Annotated in this window: 19 protein-coding genes; 4 read left to right on the top strand and 15 right to left on the bottom strand. The window is 73.6% G+C overall.

All coding sequences use genetic code 11. From position 1 onward, the window contains the following. Positions 1-74: 74 nt before the first annotated feature. From ACFCZN_RS08675 to ACFCZN_RS08650, 6 genes are all read right to left on the bottom strand, one after another. Positions 75-824, bottom strand: a complete 750-nt coding sequence (locus ACFCZN_RS08675; protein WP_430556508.1) for an SDR family oxidoreductase — start codon at positions 822-824, stop codon at positions 75-77. 112 nt (positions 825-936) lie between these two features. Then, positions 937-1,686: an IclR family transcriptional regulator gene (locus ACFCZN_RS08670; protein WP_430556502.1), complete on the bottom strand. Its 750-nt coding sequence runs from the start codon at positions 1,684-1,686 to the stop codon at positions 937-939. A gap of 37 nt (positions 1,687-1,723) precedes the next feature. Further along, the gene (gene kduI / locus ACFCZN_RS08665; protein WP_430556501.1) at positions 1,724-2,563 is read right to left on the bottom strand and encodes a 5-dehydro-4-deoxy-D-glucuronate isomerase; all 840 of its coding nucleotides are present in this window, start codon (positions 2,561-2,563) and stop codon (positions 1,724-1,726) included. A gap of 59 nt (positions 2,564-2,622) precedes the next feature. Further along, a complete protein-coding gene (locus tag ACFCZN_RS08660) occupies positions 2,623-3,927 on the bottom strand; it encodes a TRAP transporter large permease (protein WP_429765819.1) in 1,305 nt (434 codons plus the stop codon). Between the two features lie 10 nt (positions 3,928-3,937). Continuing rightward, the gene (locus tag ACFCZN_RS08655; protein WP_429765821.1) at positions 3,938-4,441 is read right to left on the bottom strand and encodes a TRAP transporter small permease; all 504 of its coding nucleotides are present in this window, start codon (positions 4,439-4,441) and stop codon (positions 3,938-3,940) included. Further along, positions 4,438-5,502 (bottom strand): TRAP transporter substrate-binding protein, encoded by a 1,065-nt coding sequence (locus ACFCZN_RS08650; RefSeq protein ID WP_430556500.1) that lies wholly within the window; start codon positions 5,500-5,502, stop codon positions 4,438-4,440. The genes ACFCZN_RS08655 and ACFCZN_RS08650 overlap by 4 nt, the downstream gene beginning before the upstream one ends. Positions 5,503-5,662: 160 nt before the next feature. Here ACFCZN_RS08650 and ACFCZN_RS08645 point away from each other — a divergent pair, with 160 nt between their 5' ends. After that, on the top strand, positions 5,663-6,667 hold the full coding sequence (locus ACFCZN_RS08645) for an NAD-dependent epimerase/dehydratase family protein (protein ID WP_430556499.1): 1,005 nt from the start codon (positions 5,663-5,665) through the stop codon (positions 6,665-6,667). Between the two features lie 50 nt (positions 6,668-6,717). Beyond that, entirely contained in the window at positions 6,718-7,398 is a 681-nt protein-coding gene (locus ACFCZN_RS08640; RefSeq protein WP_430556498.1) for an HAD hydrolase-like protein, read from the top strand. 6 nt (positions 7,399-7,404) lie between these two features. On the opposite strand, the gene ACFCZN_RS08635 is transcribed toward ACFCZN_RS08640, so the two are convergent. The 6 genes from ACFCZN_RS08635 to ACFCZN_RS08610 form a co-directional block, all read right to left on the bottom strand. Next, positions 7,405-8,505: an LLM class flavin-dependent oxidoreductase gene (locus ACFCZN_RS08635; RefSeq protein WP_430556497.1), complete on the bottom strand. Its 1,101-nt coding sequence runs from the start codon at positions 8,503-8,505 to the stop codon at positions 7,405-7,407. Further along, a complete protein-coding gene (locus ACFCZN_RS08630; protein ID WP_430556496.1) occupies positions 8,502-9,905 on the bottom strand; it encodes an LLM class flavin-dependent oxidoreductase in 1,404 nt (467 codons plus the stop codon). The genes ACFCZN_RS08635 and ACFCZN_RS08630 overlap by 4 nt, the downstream gene beginning before the upstream one ends. Next, the gene (locus tag ACFCZN_RS08625) at positions 9,902-10,690 is read right to left on the bottom strand and encodes an ABC transporter ATP-binding protein (RefSeq protein WP_430556495.1); all 789 of its coding nucleotides are present in this window, start codon (positions 10,688-10,690) and stop codon (positions 9,902-9,904) included. Before ACFCZN_RS08625 ends, ACFCZN_RS08630 begins: the two co-directional genes overlap by 4 nt. Next, entirely contained in the window at positions 10,666-11,553 is an 888-nt protein-coding gene (locus tag ACFCZN_RS08620; protein WP_430556494.1) for an ABC transporter permease, read from the bottom strand. Before ACFCZN_RS08620 ends, ACFCZN_RS08625 begins: the two co-directional genes overlap by 25 nt. Continuing rightward, on the bottom strand, positions 11,550-12,656 hold the full coding sequence (locus ACFCZN_RS08615; RefSeq protein WP_430556493.1) for an ABC transporter substrate-binding protein: 1,107 nt from the start codon (positions 12,654-12,656) through the stop codon (positions 11,550-11,552). Before ACFCZN_RS08615 ends, ACFCZN_RS08620 begins: the two co-directional genes overlap by 4 nt. A gap of 407 nt (positions 12,657-13,063) precedes the next feature. After that, positions 13,064-15,631: an ATP-dependent Clp protease ATP-binding subunit gene (locus ACFCZN_RS08610; RefSeq protein WP_429765835.1), complete on the bottom strand. Its 2,568-nt coding sequence runs from the start codon at positions 15,629-15,631 to the stop codon at positions 13,064-13,066. Between the two features lie 230 nt (positions 15,632-15,861). On the opposite strand from ACFCZN_RS08610, the gene ACFCZN_RS08605 reads away from it, so the two are divergent. Next, positions 15,862-16,548: a hypothetical protein gene (locus tag ACFCZN_RS08605; protein WP_429765836.1), complete on the top strand. Its 687-nt coding sequence runs from the start codon at positions 15,862-15,864 to the stop codon at positions 16,546-16,548. Between the two features lie 119 nt (positions 16,549-16,667). Then, positions 16,668-17,546 (top strand): universal stress protein, encoded by an 879-nt coding sequence (locus ACFCZN_RS08600; protein ID WP_429765837.1) that lies wholly within the window; start codon positions 16,668-16,670, stop codon positions 17,544-17,546. Between the two features lie 18 nt (positions 17,547-17,564). On the opposite strand, the gene ACFCZN_RS08595 is transcribed toward ACFCZN_RS08600, so the two are convergent. From ACFCZN_RS08595 to ACFCZN_RS08585, 3 genes are read right to left on the bottom strand one after another with little or no spacing between them, the layout of a single operon-like run. Then, positions 17,565-18,782, bottom strand: a complete 1,218-nt coding sequence (locus ACFCZN_RS08595) for a cystathionine gamma-synthase (protein WP_429765839.1) — start codon at positions 18,780-18,782, stop codon at positions 17,565-17,567. 25 nt (positions 18,783-18,807) lie between these two features. Next, positions 18,808-20,211, bottom strand: coding sequence for a cystathionine beta-synthase (locus ACFCZN_RS08590; RefSeq protein ID WP_430556492.1), 1,404 nt, complete (start codon positions 20,209-20,211; stop codon positions 18,808-18,810). Positions 20,212-20,239: 28 nt separating this feature from the next. Further along, positions 20,240-22,270 (bottom strand): ABC1 kinase family protein, encoded by a 2,031-nt coding sequence (locus tag ACFCZN_RS08585; protein ID WP_430556491.1) that lies wholly within the window; start codon positions 22,268-22,270, stop codon positions 20,240-20,242. Positions 22,271-22,279 lie beyond the last annotated feature (9 nt).

Here is a 22,279-nt window from a genome sequence, read left to right as displayed (position 1 = left end):
CCAGGGCGTGCATTTGCCTCCCTCCTCTGGGGAGCAAACGACGAATCGCTACGTCGAGGTGGTCCGTGCCCGGCTCAGCGCGCCAGCCACCCGCCGTCGACGGGGATGATCGCGCCGTGCACGTAGTCCGACGCGGGCGAGGCGAGGTACAGCACCGCGCCGGCGATGTCCTCCGGCGTGGCCCAGCGGCCCGCGGGGATGCGGGCGAGGATCTCGGCGTTGCGGTCCTCGTCGGCGCGCAGCGCGCCCGTGTTGGCGGTGGCCACGTACCCGGGGGCGACGGCGTTGACGTTGACGCCGCGGCCGGCCCACTCGTTGGCGAGCGCCTTGGTCAGGCCCGCGAGCGCCGACTTCGACGCCGTGTAGCCCGGCACGTTGACGCCGCCCTGGAAGCTCAGCATCGACGCGGTGCCGATGATCTTGCCGTGCCCGCGGGCCAGCATGGCGCGACCGACCTCGCGCGAGAGGATCCACGCGGACCGCAGGTTCACCTCGAGCACGTGGTCGAAGTCGGCGTCCGGGTGCTCGGCGGCCGGGGCGCGGCGGATGGTGCCGCCGTTGTTGACCAGCACGTCCACCTCGCGCTCGACGAGCGTCGCGGCGAGGGCGGCGACGGCGTCCCGGTCGGACAGGTCGGTCGCGACCGGGGTGAACCGGCGCCCGGCGGCCTCGACCGCGCGGCGGGTGTCCGAGTCGCCGTCGGGCATCGTCGTGCTGATGCCGATCACGTCGGCGCCCGCGCGGGCCAGGAGTGTCGCGATCGCGAGGCCGATGCCCTTGCTGGCGCCCGTCACGGCCGCGGTGCGGCCCTCGAGGCTGAACAGGCGCGCGACGGCGGGGTCGAGCCCGGGCGCCTGGGCGGTCGGGCGGTCGGTGGTGCTGGTGCTCACGTGTCTCGTTCCTTCTTCGGGCCCGGGGCGGGCGGGGCGCTGGGCCCTACCGGTCGCCCCCGAGCGCGTGGGTGATGTCGGCCGCCGTCTTGTGCAGGTCGTCCGCCATCGCGGCGAGCTGGCTCTCGGTGTGCTCGAGGGCGAGCGACGAGATCGACAGGCCGTAGTTGGAGTGGCCGGAGTGGTCGCGGACGGCGGTGCCGATGCACACCACGCCGGGCACGTTCTCCTCGCGGTCGAACGCGTACCCGTCGCGGCGGATGTCCGCCAGCTCCGCGCGCAGGTCCTCCAGCGTGGCCAGGCTGCGCGCCGTGCGGCGCGGCAGCCCGGCGCGGTTGACGAACCGCTCGACGGCGTCGTCGTCGAGCCGCGCCAGGATGGACTTGCCGATCGCGGACGTGTGCAGCGGGATCGACGCGCCGACGCGCGACGGCATGCGGTACGGCTTGTCCGAGTCGGTGCGGACCAGGTAGATGATCTCGTCGCCGCTGCGCACGCCGATGTGCACCGTGCACTGCACGCGGCGCACGAGGTCGTCGACGTACGGCTGGACGATCGTCGAGACGTCCACCCGGTCGTACGCCGCCCCGGCCAGGGACAGGATCTTCGGGCCGGGCACGTGCGTCCCGCCGTCGGCGACCCGGATGAAGTCCCGGTCGACGAGCGTGGCGAGGATGCGGTGCACCGTCGCCTTGGGCAGGTCCACCGCCGCCACGATCTCGCTGAAGCGCCCGTGCGTCATCGCCGCCTCGAGCACCAGCAGCGTCTTCTCGCTGGCCGTCGTCGCCTCGCTCATCGATCGTTCCTCCTCGTCCCTGCGCGTCCGCGCGTCCTCAGCGCATGGTTGCGACGTCGAACCCGTCCATGTCGTCGAACGCCTGGTTCTCGCCGGCCATCGCCCACACGAAGGAGTATGCGGCGGTGCCGACGCCGGAGTGCACCGACCAGCTGGGCGAGATGATCGCCTCGCGGTCCGCCACGACCATGTGCCGCGTCTCGGTGGGCTCGCCCAGCAGGTGCACGACGCGCGCCTCGGCCGGCAGGTCGAAGTACAGGTAGCACTCCGTGCGCCGGTCGTGGGTGTGCGCGGGCATCGTGTTCCACATGCTGCCCGGGTGCAGCGTCGTGACGCCCATGACCACCTGGCACGACCGCACGCCGTTCTCGTGGATGTACTGGTTGAGCGTGCGGCGGTTGGACGTGACCTGATCGCCGAGCTCGCGCACGGTCCCCTGCCCGGGCTCGACGAGCGTGGTCGGGTACGCGGTGTGCGCCGGCGCGGAGAAGAGGTAGAACCGGGCGGGCCCGGCCTCCCCCGCCGCGTCGTCGGACGCGAGCACGACGTCCGCCGCGCCGCGCCCGACGTACAGGCACGCGCCGTGCGCGAGGCGGTGCTCCGTGCCGTCCACCGTGATCGTGCCGGGCCCGCCCACGTTGACGATGCCGGCCTCACGGTGCTCGAAGAACCGCTCCGAGCGGATCTCCGGGTAGCCCGGCAGGGTCAGCGGCGCGGACACCGGGCTGACGCCCCCCAGCACCACGCGGTCGTGGTGGGTGTAGACCGTGCGGATCTCGTCGTCGACGAACAGGTCGGGCACGAGGTAGCGGTCCCGCAGGTCCTGGGTGGTCATGCCCGGGATCTGCTCCGGGGCCGTGGCGTAGCGCTGTTCCATGGGAACCTCCGAATCGGTGGTGGACGGTGGGACGGGCGTGGGCGGTGCCGGCGGCGCGGTCAGGCGAGCCCGAGGAGCCCGGGCAGCCAGAGCGACAGGGCCGGCGTCATGGCCACGACCAGCAGCAGGAGCACCAGGGCCACGAAGAACGGCACCAGGCGCCGCATGACGCTCTCGATGGACATGCCCGACACCCTGGCACCGACGAACAGGACGGGCCCGACGGGCGGGGTGATCGTGCCGATGGACAGCGCGAGCACCATGAAGATCCCGAAGTGCACGGGATCCATGCCGAACGCCGTGACCACGGGCAGGAAGATCGGCGCGAAGATCAGCACGGCCGGCGTCGGGTCCATGAAGCACCCGATGACCAGCAGCAGCACCACGATGAGCACGATGAGCACGTACGGGTTGGTGCTGACGGTCAGCAGGGCGTCGGTCACGAGCTGCGGGATCTGCGCGAACGACATGACCCACGACATGACCGCGGACACCCCGACGAGGAACATGACGATCGCCGTCGTGCGGGCCGACTCGAGCAGGATGCCGGACAGGTCGCGCACCGAGATCGAGCGGTACACGAACGACAGGACCAGCGAGTAGATGACGGCGATGCACGACGCCTCGGTGGGCGTGAAGACGCCCGCCAGGATGCCGCCGATGACGATGACGATGAGCAGGAGCGCGGGCACGGCCTGCCCGGCGACCCTGAGCCTCGCCGGCCCCGACAGCTTCTCGGTCACGCGCAGCTCGGGCCGCTTGCGGGCGTACAGGTGCACGATGACCATGCAGACGGCGGCCCACAGGATGCCGGGCACGTAGCCGGCCACGAACAGCGCCGCGACGGACGTGCTCGACACGAGGGAGTACACGATCATCAGGTTGCTGGGCGGGATGATCATGCCGGACGGCGCGGACGCGATGTTGGTCGCGGCGGCGAAGTCCTTGGGGTACCCCTCCTTCGCCTGCAGCGGCCCCATCGTCGAGCCGACGGCGGCCACGGAGGCGACCGCCGAGCCGGAGACCGCCCCGAACATCGCGTTCGCCGCGACGTTGGTCTGGGCGAGCGACCCGGGAGCGCGGCCCACGAGCATCTTGGCGAAGTTGACGAGCCGCAGGGCGATCCCGCCGTTGTTCATGATCACGCCGGCGAGCACGAAGAACGGGATCGCCAGCAGGGAGAAGTTGTTGACGCCGCGGAACATCTGCTGCGCGGACGTGAGGAGCCCGTTCTCGAAGCCGAGCACGGTGATCGCGGCGAGCGCCGACGACGTGCCGACGGCCACGGAGATCGGGATCCCCAGCGCGAGGAGGGCGACGATCCCGACGATCAGGACCAGCCCGGCGATTGCTGCCACCTCCATGTGAGCCCCCTCAGACTGCGTCCGGCTCGCCGTCGGTCGTGGCGTTCTCCACGCCACGCACGACGGCCACCAGGTGGTAGACGGTGTAGAAGAGCACGAGCACGCCCGAGACCGGGAGCACCAGGTAGAGCCAGCCGACCATCAGCGGGAGGCTGGGCACGTCCTGGGTCCAGGTGAGCTGGGCGAGCTGCCAGCCGCCGTAGACGAGCACCAGCGCGGCGAACGCGAACGTCACGACCTGGCTGAGCACGGCGGCCGCGCGCTGCAGGCGCTCGGGCGCCCTGCGCACCAGGAAGTCGACGGCGATGTGCCCGCGCTCGCCGAACACGAGGGCGGTGCCGAAGAAGCTGAGCCACACGAACAGGTACTTGGCGAGCTCCTCGGACCACACGCTGGGCGCCGACAGCACCTGGCGGGTGAAGACCTGCCACGCCACGACCAGCACGAGCGCGCCCAGGAGCAGCACGCACAGCCAGCGCAGCACGACGTCGAGCCCGTTCTTGACGCGGGTCATCGCTCCTCCTCCGCCATCTGCTCCGCGACGGCGCGCGTGCGGTCGTAGAGCTCGCGCGACGTGGGCGTGGTGAGCTTCTCGTCGAGCAGCGGGGCGACGGCCTCGCGGAACGGCGCGACGTCGGGCGAGCTGAACTCGGCGCCCGCCTCCTCGGCGGCGTGCTGACTCTCCGTCATGACCTCGGTCGTGAGGCGGCTCGACTCGTCGTAGGCCGCCTGGAGCTCCTCGAGGAACACGGCGCGGTCGGCCTCGGACATGGCGTCGAAGGTGGCCGGGTTGGTGATGAGGTAGTCCGGGATCATGAGGTGGTTCGTGTACGAGTAGTACGGCGCGACCTCGTCGTGCTTGAGGTTGCGGTAGATCGACTCGTTGTTCTCGCCGCCGTCGATGACGCCCGACTGGATGGCCGTGTACACCTCGCCCTGGCCCATGGGCGTGCCGACGCCGCCCATGAGGTCCATCATCCGGCTGTTGGTGTCGGTCTCCATGACGCGGATCTTGAGGCCGGCGAGGTCCTCGGGCGTCTCGATCGGGTGCGCCGACGTGTAGACGCTGCGCACGCCGGCGGAGAATCCCCCCAGCACGCGGATGTTCTGCTCCTCGAGCGAGGAGTACAGGTCACCGGTGATCGCGGGGTCGTTGAGCACGGCCTCCTGGTGCGCCTGCGAGTCGTAGACGTACGGCATGTTCAGCGCCACGAAGTCCGCGTTGATGTTCTCCAGCAGCGACCCGGCGACCAGCGCGAGGTCCACCGCGCCGGACTGCACCAGCTCCACGGTGTCCTTCTGCGCGCCGAGCGTCTCGTTCGGGTACACCTCCACCGAGTAGCGGCCGTCGGTCCGCTCCGCGAGCCGCTCCCCCAGGTGGGTCATCGCCACGGCCTCGGGCTGGTCGGCGTTCTGGTTGAACGCCACCTTGAAGACCCGGTCCGCCTCCGGTGCGCCCGCGCCGTCGGACGCCGCGCCCCCCGCCGTCGCGGTCGTGAACCCCGCGCCGCAGGCGGTCAGCGTCACCGCCACGAGCGCCGCAGCCCCTGCTGCGGCCAGCTGTCTGAGCCTCATCGCCCCCTCCTTCTGCTCCTCGTCGAGCGAGGCACCCCCGGTGCCTCATGGTCCGTCACACGGAACTCAGTTCTGCAGTACGGAACCAGTTGCCGGGGCTGCCTGTCAAACCGCGGGCCCGACGGAGGCCTCGCGGCCGCGAGGCGGGCACGATGGACCCATGAGCATCCGCAGCCCTCAGGACGTCCTGTTCATCGGCGGCTCCGGCGTCATCAGCGCCGCGAGCGTCACCCGCGCCGCCGCCCTCGGGCACCGCGTCACGGTCCTCAACCGCGGCACCTCGACGACGCGGCCGCTGCCGCCGGAGGTCGAGACGCTCGTGGCCGACGTGACCGACGACGACGCCGTCGACGCCGCCCTCGCGGGCCGGGAGTTCGACGTCGTCGCGCAGTTCCGCGCGTTCCGGCCGGACCACGTGGCGCACGACGTCGAGCGCTTCACCGGACGGGTCGGCCAGTACGTCTTCGTCTCCTCCGCGTCGGCCTACCAGACGCCGCCGGAGCGCCTGCCCGTCACGGAGTCCACGCCGCTGCGCAACCCCTTCTGGCAGTACTCGCGGGACAAGATCGCCGGCGAGGACGTCCTCGTGCGGGCCTGGCGCGACCGCGACTTCCCGGCGACGATCGTGCGCCCGTCGCACACCTACGACCGCACGCTGCTGCCCACCACGGGCGGCTGGACCGACGTCGCCCGGCTGCGCGCCGGGAAGCCCGTCGTCGTGCACGGCGACGGCACCTCGCTGTGGACGCTGACCCACACGGAGGACTTCGCGGTCGGGTTCGTGGGCCTGCTCGGCCACCCCGCCGCCGTGGGCGACGCGTTCCAGATCATGGGGACGCACGCCCCGACGTGGGACCAGGTCTACCGCTGGCTCGCGGCCGCCGCGGGCGTCGACGAGCCCGAGCTCGTGCACGTCGCGTCCGAGACGATCGCCCGCGCGCTGCCCGACGTCGGACCTGGGCTGCTGGGCGACAAGGCCCACTCGATGGTGTTCGACTGCGCCAAGCTGCGCGCCCTGGTGCCCGAGTTCGGCACGACGATCACCTACGACCAGGCCGCCGTCGAGCAGATCGCCTGGCACGACGCGCACCCGGACGCGCAGCGGGTGGACGACGCCCTCGACGCCGCGTTCGACCGCCTGGTCGCGCACGCGCGCGCCGTCTGACGCCCGGGCACCGGCACCGGCGCGGGCACCCCGGCACGTACCCTGCCGGGGTGACCCGCTCCCCCTCCCCGCTCGTCCTGCTCGACCTCGACGGCACGCTCACCGACTCCGCCCCCGGCATCGTCGCGGGCATCCGCCACGCCTACGGCGCCCTCGGGCTGCCCGTCCCCGACGACGCCACGCTGCGCTCGTTCGTCGGCCCGCCGATCACCGACACGTTCCCCGCGCACGGCGTCCCCGCCGACCGCGTGGACGCTGCGGTGCGCGCGTACCGCGAGGCGTACGCCGCCGGCGGCATGTACGACAACCGGGTGTTCGACGGCATCCCCGAGGTGCTGCGCGCGCTGCGGGCCGCCGGCTGCACGCTCGCCGTCGCGACGTCCAAGCCCGAGGTGTACGCGAAGCCCATCTGCGACCGGTACGGGATCACGGAGCTGGTCGACGGCGTCTTCGGAGCCCCGCTCGACGAGGGCACGTCGACCAAGGCCACGGTGATCGCCCAGGCCCTCGCGTCCCTCGGCCGCACCTCCCCCGCCGACCCGGCCGACGGGACGGCGCTCATGGTCGGCGACCGCGAGCACGACGTGCACGGCGCCGCCGAGCACGGCATCCGCTGCGTCGGCGTCACCTGGGGGTACGCCGCGCCCGGCGAGCTCGTCGACGCCGGTGCCGTCGCCCTGGTGGACGACGTCGCCGACCTCACCGACACCGTCCTGGCCCGGCTCTCCTGAGAGTCGTCAGTCGCGGAGTAGGGGCAGCAGCTGCTCGCCCTGGCGGCGGATCTCCTCCAGGTACGGGGTGTCGGAGAGCACGAAGTGCGTGACGCCGAGGTCCTGGTAGCGGCGCAGGGACTTCGCGACGTCGGACGGCGAGCCCACGAGCCACGTGGTCCCGGCGCCGCCGCCGCCGGCCCGGGCGGGGGCGGTGTACAGGTTCTCGTCGAGCACGTCGCCGCGGGCGGCGAGGTCGAGCAGGCGCTGCTGCCCCACGGCGACGGGCCGGTCCGCCGCTCGATGATCGGCGTCACGGTGGTCGGCGTCGCGCCGCCACCCCTGCGCCCCGGACGACGCGGCGAGCTGCGCCACCTTGGCCTCGGCGTCGCGCCAGGCCTCGTCGGTGGTGTCGCGGACGAAGGTGGTGACGCGCAGCCCGAACTGCAGCGGCGCGTGCTCCCGGCCGACCCGCTCGCTCAGCGCGCGCAGCCGGTCGATCCGCTCGGCGACGCCGTCCAACGGCTCGCCCCAGAAGAGCTGCACGTCGGCCTCGGCGGCCGCCACCTCCTCCGCCTCCGGCGACGCGCCGCCGAAGTAGAGCGTCGGGTGCGCGCGCCCCTCGCGGACCACCGGCTTGAGGGGCAGCGAGGCCGTGTCCGCCCGGTAGTGCTCGCCCTCGTACGTCACGGCGTCCTGCGTCCACAGCCGGCGCACCAGCTGCAGGAACTCGCGGGTCCGCCCGTACCGCGCCGCCCGGTCGGTGACCGTGTCGCCGTACTGCGCGACGCCGTCCTGCCCGGACACGATGTTGATCCGGACGCGCCCGCCGGTGAGGTGGTCGAGCGTGGCGGCCGCCGACGCCAGGTGCGCCGGCTGCCAGTAGCCGGGCCGGATCGCGACCAGCGGGTTGAACGTCGTCGTGCGGGCGGCGAGCGCCGCCGCGACGGTGAAGGTGTCCGGGCGGCCCCAGCCGGTGCCGAGCAGCGCGCCGTCCCAGCCGTGCTCCTCGAGCGCGCGGGCTTGCTCGGTGAGCGTGTCCAGGCTGTTGTGGTCCGCCGTGACGACGTCGCCGCGGTGGCCGGCGCGCACCTGGTTGGGGATGTACCAGAGGACGTCGGCGCTCATGCCCCCACCCCCGCGGTCGCCAGCTCGACGGCCTCGACCGACACGCCCGACGACGAGTAGCGGCTCGCCGGCCGCTCCAGCCCGTAGTGCTCGCGCAGCGTGGTGCCCTCGTAGGCGGTGCGGAACAGGCCGCGCGCCTGAAGGATCGGCACGACGTGCGCCGTGAACTCCTCCAGCCCGCGCGGCAGCACGGCGGGCATGATGTTGAAGCCGTCCGCCGCCTCGGCGTCGTACCAGTCCTGGAGGGCGTCGGCGACCTGCTCGGGCGTGCCGGCCAGCGTGCGGTGCCCGCGACCGCCGCCCAGGCGGCCGATCAGCTCGCGGACGGTCAGCCGCTCGCGCCGCGCGAGCTCCACGATCAGCGTGTACCGGCTCTTGGCGCCCTCGATCTCCTCCTCGTCGGGCAGGTCGGCGGGCAGCTGCCGGTCCAGCGGGAGGTCGTCGGGGTCGACGCGCAGGGTCGCGGCGAGCTGGCGGCGCGCGTACTCGGGCACGATGAGCTCGTCGAGCTCACGCTCGGCCGCGAGGGCCTCGGCCTCCGTCGACCCGAGCACGGGGACGAGGCCCGGCAGGATCTTGATCCCGTCGGCGTCGCGGCCGGCCGCGACGGTCCGGGCCTTGAGGTCGGCGTAGAACGCCCGCGCGTCGTCGAGCGTCTGGTGCGCGGTGAAGACCGCCTCGGCGTACCGCGCCGCGAGCCCCTTGCCGTCCTCCGACGACCCGGCCTGCACGATGAGCGGTCGTGCCTGCGGCGTCCTCGGGGTGGTGAGCGCGCCCGCGACGGAGAAGTGCTCGCCGACGTGCCGGGCCGCGTGGATCTTCGCCGCGTCCGCCCAGACGCCCTGCTCCTTGTCGCCGAGCACGGCGTCGTCGTCCCACGAGTCCCAGAGCTTGGCCGCGACGTCGAGGAACTCCGCGGCGCGCTCGTAGCGCACGGCGTGCGCGGGCTGGTCGTCGAGGCCGAAGTTGCGCGCGATGTCGGGCCCGGCCGTCGTCACGACGTTCCACCCGGCGCGGCCACCCGAGACGATGTCGATCGACGCGAACCGCCGGGCCAGGTTGTACGGGGAGTTGTAGGTGGTGGACGCCGTCGCGATGAGCCCGATGCGCTCCGTGACGGCCGCCAGCGCGGTGAGCACGATCAGCGGGTCCAACGACCCGGCGGGGCGGCGTCCGACGTCGCTGCGCAGGCCGGGGCCGTCGGCGAAGAAGACGGAGTCGAGCAGCCCCTCCTCCGCCGTGCGGGCCAGCCGCTGCAGGTAGGCGATGTTGGTGGACGTGTGCTCCGGGGAGCTCTCCGGCAGCCGCCACGACGCCTCGTGGTGGCCGGTGCTCATGAGGAACGCGTTGAGGTGGAACGGTCCGGGGCGGTGGCCGTCGCGGCCGGCGGTGCGGGTCATGCGGTCACGTCCTTCCGCTCGACGCCGAGGGCGTCGAGCAGCTCGGTGCGGATGGCGGCGAAGCGGGGATCGGCGGCGTCCCGCGCCCCGTCGAGGTCGATGCGGCGCTCGACGGCGATGCGGCCGCGGTCGAGGACGACGACGCGGTCGGCGAGCACGATCGCCTCGTCGACGTCGTGCGTCACGAGCAGGACCGCGGGCCGGTGCCGGTCGTACAGGTCGCGCAGCAGCTCGTGCATACGGATGCGGGTGAGGGCGTCGAGGGCGCCGAACGGCTCGTCGGCCAGCAGCAGCTGGGGCGAGCGCACGAGCGAGCGGGCCAGCGACACGCGCTGCTGCTCGCCGCCGGACAGCTCGTTCGGCCACGCCCGCTCCCGGCCGGCCAGGCCGACCTCGGCGAGCGCGGCCCGGCCCGCGTCGCGGGCGTCCCGGCGGCCCACGCCGTCCAGGCCCAGCACCACGTTGTCGAGGACCCGCGCCCACGGCAGCAGCCGGGAGTCCTGGAACACGACGGACACCTGGTCGGGCACGCGCACCTCGCCGGCGCCCGCGACGCCGTGGTCCAGACCCGCGAGCGCCCGCAGCAGCGTCGACTTGCCCGAGCCGCTGCGGCCCAGGATCGCGACGAACTCCCCCGGCGCGAGCTCCAGGTCGAGGTCGTCGAGCACCCGCTCCTCGCCGTACGCGCGCACCAGGCCGCGCACGGCGACGGCGGGCGCCCCGGCGACGACGTCCGTGCCGGTCGCGGCCGGCGTGGCGCTCAGTCCTCCAGCGTGCGTCGCCATGCGAGCGCCCTCCTCTGCAGCAACCGGACGGCGGCGTCGGCGGTGAACCCGAGGACGCCGTAGACCACGAGGCCGACGATGATGACCTCGGTCTGGCCGTAGGTGCGGGCGAGCTCCATCATGTAGCCGATGCCCGCGGTGGCGTTGACCTGCTCGACGACGACCAGCGACAGCAGGGAGCCCGTGACGGCGAACCGCAGGCCGAGCAGGAAGCCGGGCAGCGCGCCCGGCAGCACCACGCGACGCACGAACTGCGGCCGGCCCAGCCGCACCGTCTCGGCCAGCTCGACGTAGCGGGAGTCGATGGAGCGCAGCCCGTTGTGCGTGTGCACGTAGATCGGGATGAACACCCCGAGCGCGATGGTGATGACCTTCATCGGCTCGCCGATGCCGAACCACAGGATGAGCAGCGGCAGCAGGGCGAGGTTCGGGATGGCCCGCTTGACCTGGATCGGGCCGTCGAGCAGCGCGTCGCCCACCCGGCTCAGGCCGGAGGCGAGCGCCAGCACGACGCCCGCCGCGACGCCCCACGCCAGGCCGAGGGCCGCGCGGGTCAGCGAGACGCCCAGGTTCTCCTGCAGGTCGCCCTTGGCGATCAGGTCGCCGGCGGTCGTGACGACGGTCCACGGGGCGCTGAGCACCCGCTGGTCGATGAGGCCGGTGGCGGAGCCGGCCACCCACACGCCGACCAGGACGACGACGCCGAGCAGCCCGGCCGCGGGGATCGGGCGGCCCAGCCCGAGCCGCCGACCAGCGGGGCGGACGTCGGGCCGTGCCTGGGGCCGGGCGCCGGCGATCTGTGCCGCGCCCGGAGACGTGCGGGGCGCGGTGCCCGCCCTGGTGATGGTGCCGACGGCGGTCATCGGTCGTCCTCCGCCCCGCCCTGGGCCTCGACGCCGGCGGTCTGCGCCGCGACGAACCGCTGGTCGAAGAGGTCGGCGGCGTCGAGCGGGTCCTCGCCCAGCTCCTCGGCGAGCAGGTCGACCGTCTCCTGCGTGCGGGCGATGCCGTCGGTGAGGTCGGCAGGGATGTCGGGCACGGCCGCGTGGTCCGTGAGGTACTGGGCGTCCTCCTCGGTCAGGCCCTCGTGCTCGACGTAGTACCCCTGCTTCCACTCCTCGGGGTGCGCGGCGACCCACACCTTCGCCTTGGCCCACACCTCGACGTACTCGTCGAGCGCGGCGGCCTTGGCCGGGTCCTCGAGCACGGCCTTCGGCGCGTACAGGTGGCCGGCGTCGTCGCGCAGGCCGTGCTTGACCGACTGCGCGCCGTCGGCCTCGTACTTGGTGAGGTAGCGGAACAGCTGCGTGCCGCCCAGCGGGGCGACGTCGACCTCTCCCGCTGCCAGCGCGGTGGAGTACACGTCGCCGGTGCTGGGCAGCTCGACGAGCTCCACGTCGTCCTGGGTGAGGCCGGCCGCGGCCAGCGCCTTGAGCACCAGCGCGCCCTGCGCCTGGCCGGGGCTGAACGCGATCCGCTTGCCGGCCAGGTCGTCGAGGGAGCCGAGCGCGATGCCGGGCCGCCCGGCGAGCTCGTAGATCGGCGCCTCCTGCCAGTTCTCCCGGTACTGGGTCGCGATGATCGACACCGGTACGCCGGTCCACGTCGCGTGGATGGGCGGGATGTCAGCCACGGCGCCGACGTCGAGCGACTCGGCGCGGAACGCCTCGATGGTCTGCGGGCCGCCGGACAGGTTGGCCCACTCCAGGTCGAACGAGAAGTCGTGCTCGATCTCGTCGCCGGCCAGCTCGAGCGCGACCTCGGTGGTCGGGTCGCCGACGACGAGCGTCGTGCCGTCCGGCACCGCGGACGGCAGCGGGTCGGAGGCGGCGAGCGTGCCGCCCGGGCCGTCCGCGGCGGCGTCGGCGACGCAGCCGGCGGTGCCGAGCAGTCCGACGAGGCCGACGACGGCGGCTGCCGTCCGTCGGGCACCGCGGGCGCGGCGGAAGGGGATCGTTCGGGGCATGGCGGGGTCCTCTCGGGGCGTGCGGGGGTACGCCACGTCACCCGACCGCGCGACGGCGGACGGGGCGGTGGTCTCGAGCGGGTTCTGCTGCCGGGAAGGCGGAGGCGACGGCGTGCGTCGGGTCAGCGGCGACAGCGGCGACAGGGCCGACAGCCCCGGCGGGCGCACGGCTCGACGGCCCCCGCGGCGCGGGTGCCCGGGGACCGGAGTCCGTTCGTGTCGGCGTGCATGGCGGGGAAGGTAGGCGCCGCGCAAGCCCCGCGCGAGAGTTCCCCGGAATGTCTCACGATGCGGGACCAGAATTCAAGACGTCGCCCCCGACGCCCACGGGCACGACGAAGGCCCCGGACCCTGTGAGGGGGTCCGGGGCCTTCGTCGTCGACCGTCAGGTCGGTGGGCTCAGCGCGTCACTCCGCGCCGGCCTGCATCTGCCCGGTCGGGGGCAGGTCGTGCACCGAGACGCCGGTGGGGGCGTCGAGCGCCGCCGCCGCGCCGACCGTGACCGGCCCGCGCTCGTGCTCGCTCTTGGGGACCCCGCGGAAGCTGAACTCCCCGAGGATGCCCTCGCCCGCGCCGTCGACCAGCACGAGGTCGCCGGCCTTGAGCTCGCCGAACAGGATCTTCTCGGACAACGTGTCCTCGATCTCCCGCTGGATCGCCCGCTTCAGCGGACGGGCGCCGAGCACCGGGTCGTAGCCCTTCTCCGCCAGCAGGTTCTTCGCGGCGGGCGTGAGCTCGATGGCCATGTCCCGGTCGCGCAGACGCTTGTCCAGCTTGGCGATCTCCAGGTCGACGATCTCGATGATCTCGTCCTGCGAGAGCTGCGGGAAGACCACCACGTCGTCGACGCGGTTGAGGAACTCCGGCCGGAAGTGCTGCTTGAGCTCCTCGTTGACCTTCGCCTTCATGCGCTCGTAGGAGGTCACCAGGTCGCCGCCGGCGTTGAAGCCGGTCTGGACGCCCTTGGCGATGTCCCGCGTGCCGAGGTTGGTGGTCATGATGATCACGGTGTTCTTGAAGTCGACCACCCGGCCCTGCGAGTCGGTCAGGCGACCGTCCTCGAGCACCTGCAGCAGCGAGTTGAAGATGTCCGCGTGGGCCTTCTCGACCTCGTCGAACAGGACCACCGAGAACGGCTTGCGCCGCACCTTCTCCGTGAGCTGGCCGCCCTCGTCGTAACCGACGTACCCGGGGGGCGAGCCGAACAGCCGCGACACGGTGTGCTTCTCCGAGAACTCGGACATGTCGAGCTGGATCAGCGCGTCCTCGTCCCCGAAGAGGAACTCGGCGAGCGCCTTGGCCAGCTCCGTCTTCCCGACGCCCGTGGGGCCGGCGAAGATGAACGAGCCACCGGGTCGCTTCGGGTCCTTGAGCCCGGCACGCGTGCGACGGATCGCCTGGGACAGCGCCTTGATGGCCGTGTTCTGCCCGACGACGCGCTTGTGCAGCTCGTCCTCCATGTGCAGGAGCTTGCTGGACTCCTCCTCGGTGAGCTTGACGACCGGGATGCCGGTCGACATCGCCAGCACCTCGGCGATGAGCTCGTCGTCGACCTCCGCGACGGAGTCGAGGTCGCCCGACTTCCAGGCCTTCTCCTTGTCGGCGCGCTGGGCGGTGAGCTGCTTCTCCTTGTCCCGCAGCCCGGCGGCCTTCTCGAAGTCCTGCTCGTCGATCGCCGACTCCTTGTCCCGGCGCGCCTCGGCGATCTCCTCGTCCAGGGCCTTGAGCTCCGGCGGCGCCGTCATGCGGCGGATGCGCAGGCGCGCGCCCGCCTCGTCGATCAGGTCGATCGCCTTGTCCGGCAGGTATCGGTCGTTGATGTACCGGTCGGCGAGCTGCGCGGCGGAGACCAGCGCGGAGTCCGTGATGGACACGCGGTGGTGCGCCTCGTAGCGGTCGCGCAGACCCTTGAGGATCTCGATGGCGTGCTCGAGCGACGGCTCGTTGACCTGGATCGGCTGGAAGCGGCGCTCCAGGGCCGGGTCCTTCTCGACGTACTTGCGGTACTCGTCGAGCGTCGTGGCGCCGATCGTCTGCAGCTCGCCGCGGGCCAGCATCGGCTTGAGGATGCTCGCCGCGTCGATCGCGCCCTCGGCGGCGCCCGCCCCGACGAGGGTGTGGATCTCGTCGATGAACAGGATGATGTCGCCGCGGGTGCGGATCTCCTTGAGCACCTTCTTGAGGCGCTCCTCGAAGTCACCGCGGTAGCGGGAGCCGGCGACCAGGGCGCCGAGGTCCAGCGTGTAGAGCTGCTTGTCCTTCAGCGTCTCCGGCACGTCGCCGCGCACGATGTCCTGGGCGAGGCCCTCGACGACGGCCGTCTTGCCGACGCCCGGCTCGCCGATCAGCACCGGGTTGTTCTTGGTGCGGCGGCTCAGCACCTGCATGACGCGCTCGATCTCCGTCGAGCGGCCGATGACCGGGTCGAGCTTGCCCTCGCGCGCGGCCTGGGTGAGGTTGCGGCCGAACTGGTCGAGGACGGCGGAGCCGGACGGCTGCCCCTCCTGCGGGCCGCCGGCGGCCACGGGCTCCTTGCCCTGGTAGCCGCTCAGCAGCTGGATGACCTGCTGGCGCACCTTGTTCAGGTCGGCGCCCATCTTCGTGAGGACCTGGGCGGCGACGCCCTCGCCCTCGCGGATGAGGCCGAGCAGGATGTGCTCGGTGCCGATGTAGTTGTGCCCGAGCTGCAGCGCCTCGCGCAGCGACAGCTCCAGCACCTTCTTGGCGCGCGGCGTGAACGGGATGTGCCCGCTCGGGGCCTGCTGGCCCTCGCCGATGATCTCGGTGACCTGGGTGCGGACGCCGTCGAGCGAGATCCCCAGCGACTCCAGGGCCTTCGCGGCGACGCCCTCACCCTCGTGGATGAGTCCGAGCAGGATGTGCTCGGTGCCGATGTAGTTGTGGTTGAGCATCCTTGCCTCTTCCTGAGCAAGGACGACCACCCGACGGGCTCGGTCGGTGAATCTCTCGAACATGTGCTGCTCCCTCACGAGCGGCGTTACCTGCACCCCGTCGGATTGACGGCTACAGCCTGACCGCTACGACTCTATGCGCTCCCAACTCGCCGACACCCCTCGGTAAGCCCATGTTCGCCAGGGGCGTGACGGCGTGCCGGATTGCCAGCCGCGGGCGAGGCGGTCCAGGCTCGGGGAAAGGCGGTCGCCGCCGCGGAGGTCGCCGCAGAGGTTCCACCCAGGGGGTACCGATGGACGAGATCGAGCAGCAGCCTGGAGCCACGGGCGGGGCGGGCCACGACGCGGGCCGGCGGGCCTGGAACGGTGACGACGCGCGGCTGGCGCAGTTCTCCGGCGTCCTCGGCGAGGTGCACGACCCGCTGACCTGGGGCCTCGACCTGGAGGACCAGTCGCTCACCGGGCCCGCCGACTCCGACGACCCGACGTCCGAGCGGTTCGTGCGCGCCTACCGGTCGTTCACGGGTGAGGCGCTGGAGGTCGAGACCCTGCGCACCCGGGTCGCGGACGCCGACGTCGAGGACGTCGTCCGCGCCGCGTGCAGCGGCGCCCTCGCCGCACCCCTGCACGCCGACATCGCCGCGCCCGTCGAGGCCGCGCCGTCCGACGGCGGGGACGAGGCCGCGGCGGACGACGGGTCGGACTTCGCGGACTCGTTCCAGGACTACCGCAGCGCCATGCGGGCCCTCGTCGCCGAGGTCGACGAGGCCCCGCTGACGACGGGGACGTTCGTCGTGGACGGCGACGACGCGGGCTGCGTGCGCGTCACCGCCCGCGAGACCACCGCCGTGTACGTGGCGGCGGCCGACCGCGCCCTCGTGGTCACGGGCCCCGCCGACCTCGTCGACCGGGTGGAGGTCGTGACCCGGCCCGTCGACGCCCTCCTGTCGGGCCGACGTCGTGCTGACGGCGGCGCGTGATCGACGTCCCGTGACCTCGCCCTGACGGACGACGACGCCCGACCTATGCTGCAAGCCAGGGCCGTCCCGCGGGTCGTGGCGGGGGCGGCGGACGCACGACGAGAGAGTCGGGGTGGCCGATGCGCGGCATCGTGGTCGGGGTCAACGGTTCGGTCGAGTCGGACGAGGCGCTGGACTGGGCGCTGCGGGAAGCCGCCGCGGCCGCCGTGCCGCTCACGCTGGTCATGGTCGACGCGGGCGCCGGGAAGGGCGCCGACGCCGCCGCGCACGAGGCGGCGCTCGCCCCGGTGCGCGAGGAGGCGCAGGGGCTGCTCGACGCGGCCCGCGCCCGCACGGGGGTCGACGTCGACGGGACGGTCTCGGCTCTCCCCGGCCCGGCGGCCGACCGGCTGCTCGAGCTCGGCGCCGACGCCGACATGCTGGTCCTCGGCCGCCGCCGGCGGGGCCGGCTCGGCCGGGCCGTGCTGGGCTCGGTGTCGACGACGGTCGTGGAGCACGCCGTCGTCCCCGTCACGGTGGTGCGCCACGGCAACCCCGACGGCGCCCCGGAGGACGACGTGCCCGCCGAGGCGGCGCCGCGCATCGTCGTCGGCGTCGACACGTCCGCCCCGAGCGTCGCCGCGCTGCGGCACGCGTGCGAGGTCGCGGGCCGCACGGGGGCGTCGATCGACGCCGTCTTCGCGTGGCAGATCACGACGCTGGCCCCGCTGCCGGGGTCGTGGGGCTGGGCGCCGCCCGTCGACGACTACGAGAAGTTCGCGGCCGACTCGCTCGCCGAGGCGGTACGGGCGGCCGGCGTGACGCTGCCGCCCGAGCGGCTGACCCGCCGGGTGGTGCACGGCCAGGCCGCCAAGCAGCTCGTGCTCGCGGCGCAGGGCGCCGAGCGGCTCGTCGTCGGGGCGCGCGGCCTCGGCGGCTTCGACCGGCTGCTGCTCGGCTCGGTCAGCCGGCAGGTGCTCGACTTCGCGCCCTGCCCCGTCACCGTCGTCCGCGGCTGACCGCCGTACCCGCCCTCGTCAGGCGAGCGCCTGCCCGAGGTCGGCGACCAGGTCCTCGACGTCCTCGATCCCGACGGACAGGCGGACGAGGTCGTCGGGCACCTCGAGCGACGTGCCCGCGACCGAGCCGTGCGTCATGCGCCCCGGGTGCTCGACCAGGGACTCCACCCCGCCCAGGGACTCCGCGAGCGTGAACACCTGCGTGCGCGCGCACACGTCGAGAGCCTTCGCCTCGCTGCCCGCCCGGAACGACACCATGCCGCCGAACCCGGTCATCTGGCGGGCGGCGACGTCGTGCCCCGGGTGCGACGCGAGGCCCGGGTAGAGCACCTCGGTCACGGCCGGGTGGTCGACGAGGAAGGCCGCGACCGCGGCCGCGTTGGCCTGGTGGCGGTCCATCCGGACCGCGAGCGTCTTGAGCCCGCGCAGGGTCAGCCACGCGTCGAACGGTCCCGCGACGGCCCCCGACGAGTTCTGGTGGAAGCCGACGGCGCCCGCCACGTCCGTGCCGCCCGCGGGCGACTCGAGCCCGCCCGGCAGCACCGCGCCCGCCGCGACGACGAGCGCTCCCCCGACGACGTCGCTGTGCCCGCCGATGTACTTGGTCGTCGAGTGCACGACGACGTCCGCGCCGAGCGCGAGCGGCTGCTGCAGGTACGGGGTGGCGAAGGTGTTGTCGACGACGAGCAGCGCGCCGGCGTCCCGCGCGACGCCGGCGAGCGCCGCGACGTCGCTGATGCCGAGCAGCGGGTTGGTCGGCGTCTCGACCCACAGCACCCTGGTCTCGGGCCGGACCGCGGCCCGGACCGCCTCGACGTCGGACAGGTCGACCGGGGTGTGCGCGATCCCCCACGGCCCGAAGACCCGAGCGATGAGCCGGTACGTGCCGCCGTACGCGTCGTCGGGCACGATCACGTGGTCGCCCGGGCGCAGCACCGCGCGCAGCAGCGTGTCCTCCGCCGCCAGGCCGGAGGCGAACGCGAAGCCCTGCGCCGGGTCCAGGCCCCCGGACTCCGCCGCCGCGAGCGCCTCCTCCAGCGCGGTGCGCGTCGGGTTGGCGGAGCGGGAGTACTCGTACCCGCCGCGCAGGCCGCCCACGCCGTCCTGCTTGTACGTGGAGACCTGGTGGATCGGCGGCACGACGGCGCCCGTCGTCGGGTCCGGGTCCTGGCCCGCGTGGATGGCGCGGGTCGAGAAGCCGGTGCGGGTCCAGTCGTTGTGCTCGCTGTTGCTCACCCGGTCAGACTACGCACGAGCGTGGTCACCGGCCCGCGACGAACCCGAGGAGGTCGTGGCGGGTGAGGACGCCGACGGGGTCGCCGTCCTCGACGACGAGCAGCGCGTCGGCGTCGGTGAGCGCGGCGCGCACGGCCTCCACGCCCTCGCCGGCGCCGATGAGCGGCAAGCGGGCCTCCATGTGCGCGTCGACACGGTCGGCGAGGGTGGCGCGGCCGGAGAACACGGCGTCGAGCAGCGCGCGCTCGGTGACCGACCCCGCGACCTCGCCGATCTTCACGGGCGGCTCCGCCCCGACGACGGGCATCTGCGAGACGCCGTACTCCCGCAGGATCTCGATGGCGTCGCGCACCGTCTCGCTGGGATGGGTGTGCACCAGGTCGGGCAGCCGCCCGTCCTTGGCCCGCAGGACGTCGCCCGCGGTGACGCCCTCCTCGTCGGGCAGGAACCCGTACGACCGCATCCACGTGTCGGAGAAGATCTTCGACAGGTAGCCGCGACCGCCGTCGGGCAGCAGGACGACGATCACGGCCTCCGCCGCGGCCGCCGCGTCCTCGTCCTCGAGCCGGCGCGCGAGCCGCAGCGCCGCCTCCACCGCCATCCCGCACGACCCGCCCACGAGCAGGCCCTCCTCGCGCGCGAGCCGGCGCGTCATGGCGAAGGAGTCCGCATCGGTGACGGCGATGACCTCGTCCGGCACGGTCGGGTCGTAGGCGCCCGGCCAGAAGTCCTCGCCGACGCCCTCCACGAGGTACGGCCGGCCGTCGCCGCCGGAGTAGACCGAGCCCGCCGGGTCGGCGCCGACGACCCGCACGGGGCCGCCGTCGGCCCGCTCCGCCGAGACCTCCTTGAGGTAGCGGCCGGTGCCGGTGATCGTGCCGCCCGTGCCGACGCCCGCGACGAAGTGGGTCACGCGGCCGTCGGTGTCCGTCCACACCTCGGGCCCGGTGGACTCGTAGTGCGACAGCGGGCCGTTCGGGTTGGCGTACTGGTTCGGCTTCCAGGCCCCGTCGATCTCCCGCACGAGCCGGTCGGAGACCGAGTAGTAGGAGTCGGGGTGGTCGGGCGGGACGGCGGTCGGCGTCACGACGACGCGCGCGCCGTACGCCCGCAGCACGTCGCGCTTGTCCTCGCTCACCTTGTCCGGGCAGACGAAGACGCAGTCGTAGCCCTTCCGCTGCGCGACGAGCGCGAGGCCCACGCCGGTGTTGCCCGACGTCGGCTCGACGATCGTGCCGCCGGGCCGCAGCTCCCCGGACGCCTCCGCCGCCTCGACCATCTTCAGCGCGATGCGGTCCTTGACCGACCCGCCGGGGTTCACGTACTCGACCTTGGCGAGGATCGTCGCGCTGAGGCCGTCCGTGACACGGGTGAGCCGCACGAGCGGGGTGTGCCCGACGAGCTCCGAGATGTGCTCCGCGTATCTCATGAGCCGATCATGCCCCTCTGTGGGGCTTTCACCACCGGTCCCGCGTGGTGCCGCGGAACGCCACGACGAGCACCCGCACCGCGAGCACGGTGCCGACGAAGCCCAGCGCGGCGCCGAGCACCGTGAACCACGGCAGCTGCGGAGCGAGCATCGGCCCGCCGTCGGCGACGAACAGCACCACCGCGCCGACGACGGCGCCCACGGCCACGAGGGTCATGATGACCTGCTGCACCAGGCCGGACAGGAACGCCCGGTCGGCGGGGTCGGAGAACGCGCGCACGGTGACGGTGAACCGTCCCTCCTCCAGGTCCCGGACGAGGCGGGTCACGCGGCGGGGCAGCCGCTCCAGCTCGGGCGCGAAGCCGAGGAGCTGCTGCGTGGCCTTCCGGCGCACGGCCTCCGGCGTGACGAGCCGGTGCAGCAGGGGTCGGCCGTGGTCGCGGGCGCCGGCCACCAGGTCGTAGCCGGGACTGAGCAGGTCGAGCGTGCCCTCCAGCGACGCGAAGGTGCGGAACGCGGCCGCGACCTGCGGCGGCACCGCCATGCCGGCCGACGTCACGACCCGGACCAGGCCGGCGAACGCCGCGCCCGCCCCCGCTCCCGCCCGGAACCGGAGCACCAGCCGGCCGACCTCGCGCTCGAGGCGGCGCGCGTCGAGCCCGGGCGGCGCGTCGAGCAGCTCGAGCAGGGCGTCGGTGGCGGCGATCGCGTCGTCGCCGTCGATCGCCAGCAGCAGCGCGCCGAGGGCGATGCGCTCGGGCTCGCCGAGCCTCCCGACCGACCCCATGTCGAGCAGGCCGAGGCCACCGTCGGCCAGCACGAGCACGTTGCCCGGGTGCAGGTCGGCGTGGAACGTGCCCGCCACGAGCAGCTGGTCGAGCGCGGCGCGCAGCAGCCGGTCGGCGAGCGCGGCGCGCGCCCTGTCGTCGAGCCCGGCCAGCACCTCCCGGGCCTGGCCGACCGGCGTGCCGTCCAGGCGCTCCAGCACCAGCAGCGTGTCGCTCGACGGCCCGTCGACCACCTGCGGCACCACGACCAGCGGGCCCGACGACGCGCCGTCGTGCGTCACGACGTCCAGCGCGGTGCGCAGGGCGCGCGTGTTCTCCGCCTCGACGGCGTAGTCGAGCTCCTCACGCAGCGACGCGGCGAAGCCGTCGGCCAGCGCGACGACGCCGAGGCTGCGGCCCCACGCCGTGTCCCGCTCGAGGCGCCGGGCGAGCCGGCCGAGGATCGCGAGGTCGACGGCGACCTGCTCGCGGGCGCCGGGGCGCAGCACCTTCACCACCACGTCGCGTCCGTCGAGCAGGCGAGCGGCGTGCACCTGCCCTACCGACGCGGAGGCGAGCGGCTGCGGGTCGAAGGACCCGAAGACCTCCGCCACGGGGCGCCCGAGCGACCGCTCGACGACGGCCTCCACCTGGTCCCACGGCGCCGGCGGCACGTCGCTCTGCAGCGTCGCGAGGGTCTCGGTGACGGCGTCGGGCAGCAGGTCGCGCCGGGTGGAGAGCATCTGGCCGAACTTCACGAACGTGACCCCCGCGTCGGACAGGGTGTCGCGCAGCCCGACCGCGAGGCGGCGGACGTCCGATCGCGACGTCGCGCCGTCGCGCCGGTTCCGGCCGAACGCGCCGCCGAGGCCGTGCCGGACGCCGATCGCCACGACCTGCGCGTACCGGCGCGTCTCGCGGCGCCCCTGCCGCAGCCGCCGGGCGGCGCGCCAGGGGGTGGGCAGCGTGCCCGTGGGCACCAGCAGCTCCAGCACGAGCAGCACGCACAGGCCCAGCACGAACGCCCAGCAGAAGACGAGGACGATCCCGACGAGGGCGACCCACGGGTCGACCTCCAGCGCGCCGTCGCCGCTCCACCAGCCCGCCGCGCGCAGCCCGCTGGTGAGCGCCGCCGACGCGACCGAGATCGCCACCAGCGAGACGAGCCCTGCCCTGACCCAGCCGACCGGCGCGCCCATCACCCGCCGCGCCGTCCAGGCGAGCAGCGCCAGCATCGCCACCGTCGACACGAACGCAAAGATCGCGCCCACCACGCCGCCTACCGCGTCCATGACCGCCCC

It is taken from the genome of Isoptericola sp. NPDC056134, assembly GCF_042264825.1.
GTDB classification, from domain to species: Bacteria; Actinomycetota; Actinomycetes; order Actinomycetales; family Cellulomonadaceae; genus Isoptericola; species Isoptericola nanjingensis.
The sequence above is the reverse complement of the archived record's forward strand: the minus strand, read 5'-3'. Positions and strand labels throughout refer to the sequence as shown.

What these genes read in the sequence shown, in the direction of transcription:
- ACFCZN_RS08620 (WP_430556494.1), bottom strand. Translation starts at nt 11,553, where the DNA reads ATGACCGCCGTCGGCACCATCACCAGGGCGGGCACCGCGCCCCGCACG.
- ACFCZN_RS08605 (WP_429765836.1), top strand. Translation starts at nt 15,862, where the DNA reads ATGGACGAGATCGAGCAGCAGCCTGGAGCCACGGGCGGGGCGGGCCAC.
- ACFCZN_RS08610 (WP_429765835.1), bottom strand. Translation starts at nt 15,631, where the DNA reads ATGTTCGAGAGATTCACCGACCGAGCCCGTCGGGTGGTCGTCCTTGCT.
- ACFCZN_RS08630 (WP_430556496.1), bottom strand. Translation starts at nt 9,905, where the DNA reads ATGACCCGCACCGCCGGCCGCGACGGCCACCGCCCCGGACCGTTCCAC.
- ACFCZN_RS08600 (WP_429765837.1), top strand. Translation starts at nt 16,668, where the DNA reads ATGCGCGGCATCGTGGTCGGGGTCAACGGTTCGGTCGAGTCGGACGAG.
- ACFCZN_RS08650 (WP_430556500.1), bottom strand. Translation starts at nt 5,502, where the DNA reads ATGAGGCTCAGACAGCTGGCCGCAGCAGGGGCTGCGGCGCTCGTGGCG.
- ACFCZN_RS08585 (WP_430556491.1), bottom strand. Translation starts at nt 22,270, where the DNA reads ATGGACGCGGTAGGCGGCGTGGTGGGCGCGATCTTTGCGTTCGTGTCG.
- ACFCZN_RS08670 (WP_430556502.1), bottom strand. Translation starts at nt 1,686, where the DNA reads ATGAGCGAGGCGACGACGGCCAGCGAGAAGACGCTGCTGGTGCTCGAG.
- ACFCZN_RS08645 (WP_430556499.1), top strand. Translation starts at nt 5,663, where the DNA reads ATGAGCATCCGCAGCCCTCAGGACGTCCTGTTCATCGGCGGCTCCGGC.
- ACFCZN_RS08590 (WP_430556492.1), bottom strand. Translation starts at nt 20,211, where the DNA reads ATGAGATACGCGGAGCACATCTCGGAGCTCGTCGGGCACACCCCGCTC.
- ACFCZN_RS08635 (WP_430556497.1), bottom strand. Translation starts at nt 8,505, where the DNA reads ATGAGCGCCGACGTCCTCTGGTACATCCCCAACCAGGTGCGCGCCGGC.
- ACFCZN_RS08615 (WP_430556493.1), bottom strand. Translation starts at nt 12,656, where the DNA reads ATGCCCCGAACGATCCCCTTCCGCCGCGCCCGCGGTGCCCGACGGACG.
- ACFCZN_RS08660 (WP_429765819.1), bottom strand. Translation starts at nt 3,927, where the DNA reads ATGGAGGTGGCAGCAATCGCCGGGCTGGTCCTGATCGTCGGGATCGTC.
- ACFCZN_RS08655 (WP_429765821.1), bottom strand. Translation starts at nt 4,441, where the DNA reads ATGACCCGCGTCAAGAACGGGCTCGACGTCGTGCTGCGCTGGCTGTGC.
- kduI (WP_430556501.1), bottom strand. Translation starts at nt 2,563, where the DNA reads ATGGAACAGCGCTACGCCACGGCCCCGGAGCAGATCCCGGGCATGACC.
- ACFCZN_RS08625 (WP_430556495.1), bottom strand. Translation starts at nt 10,690, where the DNA reads ATGGCGACGCACGCTGGAGGACTGAGCGCCACGCCGGCCGCGACCGGC.